Source organism: Mycobacterium sp. E735, from assembly GCF_001666955.1.
In the GTDB taxonomy this organism is placed as follows: Bacteria; Actinomycetota; Actinomycetes; order Mycobacteriales; family Mycobacteriaceae; genus Mycobacterium.
In genome coordinates this window covers 1-5,604 of sequence record NZ_LZIX01000260.1, presented here as the reverse complement: position 1 = coordinate 5,604, position 5,604 = coordinate 1, and the positions used below count along the sequence as shown (strand labels likewise).

Sequence of the window (5,604 nt, the reverse complement as noted above, 5' to 3'; positions counted from 1 at the left end):
TGTCGAACTTCGCCGTCAGCGCCGATCGAGCCAACTGGGGCGTCGCCGGGTGGTCGATGGGCGGCACCTGCGCGGTCGACCTGGCCGTGATGCACCCCGAATTGTTCAGCGCGTTCGTCGACATCGCCGGTGACCGCAGCCCCAACGTGGGCCCCAGGGATCAAACGATTGCCAAGCTGTTCGACGGCAACCGAACCGCCTGGGCCGGCTTCGACCCGCTCACGGTGATCGCGCGGCATGGTCGGTACACCGGACTGTCGGGGTGGTTCGACGTCCCGGGGTCGTCCGAACCGCGCAATGTCGCCGAGGAAGCCAACCCCACCTCCGGCGCCGCCGGCACCGACCCCGCCGCCAACCCGGAAGGCCAGGACGCCGCCGCCAACGCGCTCTGCGGGGCCGCCTCGGCCAACGGCATCTCGTGCGCCGTGGTCAGTCAGCCGGGCAAGCATGACTGGCCGTTTGCCGCCCAGGCGTTCGCAGCCGCGCTGCCCTGGCTGGCCTCAACGCTGGGGACGCCCGCGGCCGAGCCGGTACAGCTGCCCCAGCACGGCGGCGGTGAACCACACTGATCACAAAATTCACAGGTGACCCTCCCGTAACGCCTCCGAAATGTTCGCCCTGGTAGTGGTACGGTTCGCTGCTGATGGCTGAGGATTTTCTGCGCGACGGACGACCCCTCCGGGGGTCGGCCCGGCCCGCGCCGCGGCGCAGCCATCGACGGGTTCAGTCGGGCGCCTTCGCTCCGGGCCTTCGTCTGCCGGCGATGAATCGCCGTCAGTTCCTGGGTTCGCTCGCCGCGTCAGTCGTCGCCGGCGTGGGCGCCGCGCGGCTGGTGGTCGACCCGCAGCCGCGAACCTTCGCGGACGTACCCGCGGATTCCGCGGCGACTTCGGGACCCGCCGCCCCGGCGGCCCTGTTGCCGCCGCCGCCGTCGAGCGCGCGCATCCCGCTGCCCGGCGGGGGCGCGCTGACGAAGATTCCCGGCGACGGCGACCTGCTCGCGCTGACCGTCGATGACGGCGTCAACAGCGAGGTGGTGCGCGCCTATACGCAGTTCGCCAAAGACACCGGTGTGCGACTGACCTACTTCGTCAACGGCACCTATGACTCCTGGACCGAGAACGCGGACATGCTGCGGCCCTTGGTCGACAGCGGGCAGATCCAACTCGGCAACCACACGTGGTCGCACCCCGATCTGACGACGCTGCCGAAGGACCAGATCGCCCAGCAGCTCACCCGCAACGACGAGTTCCTCAAGAAGACGTACGGGGTCGGGGCAAAGCCGTATTGGCGCCCGCCGTACGCGAAGCGCAACGCAGTCGTCGACGCCATCGCCGCCGACCTGGGCTATACGGTGCCGACGTTGTGGTCAGGGTCGCTGTCGGATTCGACGTTGATCACCGAGGAATACATCGTCCAGATGGCGGATCAGTACTTCACCCCGCAGGCCATCGTCATCGGACACCTCAATCACCCGCCGGTGACCCACGTCTATCCGCAGCTGGTCGACGTCATCCGCTCGCGCAACCTGCGCACCGTCACGCTCAACGACGTCTTTCTCAAGACGCCCTAGCGCCCCGGCGATCACGGCGAGGCGCCCATCAAGCGGGGCATGAAAATGCCCGGTGGCGCTTTCGTGCCTGCCGAACTCCACGAATCCGTTTGCGCCCGAGCGTAATCCGCGTTGCACGCCCTCCGGCATCTCGTTGTCCTCCATCGCGCCGCGGGCGATGAGGCTACCGGCCCTTCCCCCACCGTTTCGAGGTCGCATCACCTCGGTCGATGCCCTAAAGCGGGTCGACGACTTCCTTCGCCTCGCGCAGGCCCGCGCCGGTCAGCTCCCGGTACAGCTTGATCGCGGCGATCTTGTTGCCGGACCGGGCGAGGCCGACGACTTCCGCGGGCACACCGTTCTCGAATGCGCCCGGCGCGGTGGCGCCCGCGTTGCTGCCGAACGTCGGGCACGGGAGCTCGAGCCTTTCGGACAGCAGGCGCACCTGCTGCTCCAGCAGGGCGAGACGGCGGTAGACCTGCGGATCATCCATGGGATGACGATAATCCGGCGCGAAGCCCCGCGCCCGGCGGCTTGCTTCCCCGCTCGTGTCGCCTACGGCACCCGGCCTCCAGTCGCCGCCTCGGGCGTGATCACAACGTACGCGGCCCGCGACTGGAGGTAGTACCGCAGTCGCAGCGCCCAGAGGCGTGCATGCATCAGCTCGACTGCCGCGAACTCCGGTTTCAGGTAGTAGCGCCAAGCGATCCGGGCGATCACTGCGGGCGGCGGCGCCCCGAGGACCGCACGGGCATGTCCTCGCACGAGGAGCCGGCCGGGGTCGCCCGTGCGCTCACCGCCGAACAATAAGGCCACTTCCGACGTGGCAATCACATTCCCCACCGTCCACGACGACGCCGACGTCGTCGCATAGATGCGGCCGCCGTGCGGAACGAGCCACAGCGGAACCGCGAATGGCGTGCCCTTCCTTGACCGGGTGGCGACCACCACGACCCGCGAATCTTTCAGCGCCGCAGTAAGTTCCGGGGACCTCAGGGGGCTGATACCGTTCGTCTGGTCAACCCCAGAAAACGCATTCCGCCGGTCCGAAGGCACGCGCGACGCCGGTACCTCGCGAAGCGAACCGTAGTCCCAGGCCACGATCCGATCTGGCACGATCCGATATGCGCGAGCACCCATCGCCTCGGCCATTCCTCTGACGGTCAACGAACGCAGCCGAAACCACTGCGGTCCGTCGTCGGCGAGCACAACCACGTTGCGTCCGGCGAGATCTGGGCCGCCATCCGGGACCCGGACGACGCGCGGCGATCGCGTGGGGTCGGCGGGGGTCTCCAGGCTCACATGCACGGGCAGGACATGAATTTCGTCGTCAACGGTCGCGGCCAACGCGGCTCGGGGTGGAGACACCGCCAAGTCGGCCACCGCGTCGGCGTCGACGTCCCGACTGATCAAGAGGTGCCTTCCGCTAGAAGTGCCGCGCTACCTCGCGGGCCGGATGTTCTGGTTGATGTGGAAGACGTTGTCCGGGTCGTATTGCGCCTTGATCTCGGTGAGCCGCTGGTAATTCGGGCCATAGGTCGCCCGCACCCGCTCCTGGCCCTCGTCCATCATGAAGTTCACGTAGGCACCGCCTGCCGAGTACGGGTGCGTTGCGTCCCAGTAGTCGACGGTCCAGCGTTTCAACAGCTCCGCGTTAGCCGGGTCCGGGTCGACCCCCGCGATCACCTGCGAGAAGTTCACGTCCCGGTACGCCCACGCGGTGTCCGTCTGGCCGACGCGGTGCACCGCACCGTCGATGGGGTACAGGTGCATCGTGGAGTGCATGGTCGGCAGCTCCTCGGCGAAGCGGGCGTGGACCTCGACCGATGCGTCGGGGAGGGTGCGGACGAAGTCGCCGCGCCAATACCATTGCAGCCCTTTGGGATACAGGCCATCAAAGGTCGACTGCAGCGCCGGGTAGGGGGCGGCGCCCAGGCCGTCGAAGGCGGGTTCCATCTGGCGGATCGGCGCGAACGCTTCTTCGGCGCCCGCGGGATCACCCGTGTAGCACCACATCACGGCGCAGGCCTTGTGCAGGTGGAACGCCTCGGGGAACGGCGCCACCGGCGGGACCGTCATGGCCGCGAAGAATCCGTACAGGTCCTCGTCTTGCGCGGGCATGAAGTCCCGGTACCACGACAGGATGTCGGCGGTGTGCGACGAGGGCCACGCCGTGGGGCCGCAGATCACCGTGTGGACCGGGTGCAGGCGGAACGTGAACGAGGTGACCACGCCGAAGTTCCCCCCGCCACCGCGCAGCGCCCAGAACAGGTCGGGATGCTCGGATTCCGATGCCGTCACCACGTTGCCGTCGGCCAGCACCACTTCGGCCTCCAACAGGTTGTCGATCGTGAGGCCGTGCTTGCGGGTGAGGTACCCGTGGCCGCCGCCGAGGGTCAGGCCGCCGACACCGGTGGTCGAGATGATGCCGGTCGGCGTCGCCAGACCATGAGCGTGCGTGGCGCCGTCGACCTGCGCCCACGTCGCGCCGCCTTGCACCCGGGCGGTGCGCCGTTCGGGGTCGACGTCGACGCGGTTCATCAGCGACAGATCGATGACGAGGCCGCCGTCGACCGAACCGAACCCGGGTCCGTTGTGGCCGCCGCCGCGGACGGCTACCGGCAGGTTCGAGCTCCGGGCGAATTCGAGCGCGCCCGCGATGTCGCCGGCCGATTGGCAGCGGGCGATCACCGCCGGCCGCTTGTCGATCATGGCGTTGTGCAGCGCGCGCGCGTCGTCGTAGGCGGGATCGTCCGGCAGGATCACCTGCGAGCCGAGCCGGGCCCGGAAATCATCGGTTGCGGTTGTGAGGCTCATCGCTCACACCTCCTTGTTTGCTCGCGGGTGTTGATGCCGCGACGTTACGAGGCCGGCGAGCCGCGCGTCATGACCACAACCGAGCATTTCCGAGGCATTCCACGATAGTCACATCTGACTATCGACCCGCCCACATCACCGTGGTTACCTTGTTTGCATGGCGCAGTGGGTGCCGCCCCCGCTCCCGGCCGAACTCATCGCTCGTCGCCGCGGCCCGCTCGTGGGCCGTGACGCGGAACTCGCGGTGTTCGAGCACGCCTGGGAGCGGGTCGAGGCGGGCAACCGCCAGGCGGTCTTCATCGGCGGTGAGCCCGGAGCCGGTAAGACGCGCCTGGCCGCGGAGGTGGCCGGGACGCTGTTCGAACACGACGTCGCGGTGCTCGTGGGAAGCTCGAGCGCCGACGAGGATCTGCCTTACGCGCCCTTCGCTGAAGCGCTTGATCGGCTGCTGATCGCCGGTCCGCCGGGGTCGATGGCGGAGCCGTTGGGCGAAATAGGCCCGCAACTGCGGCGGCTGTCACCGCACGTGGACCGGCACCTCTCCGGTGACGGCACGGCGCCGGACGTCGGATCGGCGAGACAGGCCCTCTTCGACGCGTTGACCGGATACCTGCGGCGTCTGGCGGCCGATCGCCCGGTCGCGTTGATCCTCGACGACCTGCACTGGGCACAGCTCCCCACCCTCGCGCTGCTCGAGCATGTATTGATCGGCTGCGCCGACGCACGGGTGCTGGTCGTGGTCACCTTCCGCACGACCGAGCCCGACCGATCCGATGAACTGGCGACCCGGCTGGCCGAACTGCACCGGTTCGACGGGGTGCGGCGCCTGGACCTGGCGGGGCTGGACACCGAGGCCATCGCCGAGTTCGTGGCCCGAACCCAGCAGCTGGCCCCGGCGTCGGCGCGCACGGCCGCCGCCCTACTGCGCGAGCGGACCGGCGGGAACCCGTTCTTCCTCACCGAACTGGTCAACGACCTCGAAATCCGCGGTGGGCTTGCCACTTTGAGCACGCAGCAGACGGTTCCCGCGTCGATCGGGGATGCGATCGCCCGCCGCCTTGCCGGGCTGGGGACCGCCGTGCGGGCGGTGATCGAGCAGGCCGCGGTCTTGGGCCAGACGTTCGATCTGCCCGCGCTCATCTCGACGTGCGAGACGGAGGTCGGCGCGACGCTGGCGGCGATCGATTCGGCCGAGGCCGTCGGCCTGGTCCGCGCGGTCCACGACTCCGACGGCG

The 5,604-nt window shown here is 68.9% G+C and carries 6 protein-coding genes; 3 read left to right on the top strand and 3 right to left on the bottom strand.

The annotated features are described in order from the left end of the window. Together A5704_RS21395 and A5704_RS21390 are read left to right on the top strand one after the other, a co-directional pair. Positions 1–569, top strand: a 569-nt coding sequence (locus A5704_RS21395) for an alpha/beta hydrolase-fold protein (RefSeq protein ID WP_255396415.1), incomplete at its 5' end; no start/stop codon positions are given. Between the two features lie 194 nt (positions 570–763). Continuing rightward, the gene (locus A5704_RS21390; protein ID WP_067759965.1) at positions 764–1,573 is read left to right on the top strand and encodes a polysaccharide deacetylase family protein; all 810 of its coding nucleotides are present in this window, start codon (positions 764–766) and stop codon (positions 1,571–1,573) included. A gap of 214 nt (positions 1,574–1,787) precedes the next feature. On the opposite strand, the gene A5704_RS21385 is transcribed toward A5704_RS21390, so the two are convergent. The 3 genes from A5704_RS21385 to A5704_RS21375 all read right to left on the bottom strand — a co-directional run bounded on the left by A5704_RS21385 (position 1,788) and on the right by A5704_RS21375 (position 4,369). After that, on the bottom strand, positions 1,788–2,045 hold the full coding sequence (locus A5704_RS21385; protein ID WP_067759961.1) for a ribosomal protein L7/L12: 258 nt from the start codon (positions 2,043–2,045) through the stop codon (positions 1,788–1,790). A gap of 62 nt (positions 2,046–2,107) precedes the next feature. Further along, positions 2,108–2,899: a pyridoxamine 5'-phosphate oxidase family protein gene (locus tag A5704_RS27925; protein ID WP_156737723.1), complete on the bottom strand. Its 792-nt coding sequence runs from the start codon at positions 2,897–2,899 to the stop codon at positions 2,108–2,110. Between the two features lie 93 nt (positions 2,900–2,992). Beyond that, a complete protein-coding gene (locus A5704_RS21375) occupies positions 2,993–4,369 on the bottom strand; it encodes an FAD-binding oxidoreductase (RefSeq protein WP_067759958.1) in 1,377 nt (458 codons plus the stop codon). Between the two features lie 157 nt (positions 4,370–4,526). Between A5704_RS21375 and A5704_RS21370 the strand changes: the two genes are divergently transcribed. Further along, the coding region (locus A5704_RS21370) for an AAA family ATPase (RefSeq protein WP_156737722.1) at positions 4,527–5,604 on the top strand (1,078 nt) is incomplete at its 3' end.

Coding starts and splice junctions, on each gene's coding strand:
- A5704_RS21375 (WP_067759958.1), bottom strand. CDS start 4,369: ATGAGCCTCACAACCGCAACCGATGATTTCCGGGCCCGGCTCGGCTCG.
- A5704_RS21385 (WP_067759961.1), bottom strand. CDS start 2,045: ATGGATGATCCGCAGGTCTACCGCCGTCTCGCCCTGCTGGAGCAGCAG.
- A5704_RS21390 (WP_067759965.1), top strand. CDS start 764: ATGAATCGCCGTCAGTTCCTGGGTTCGCTCGCCGCGTCAGTCGTCGCC.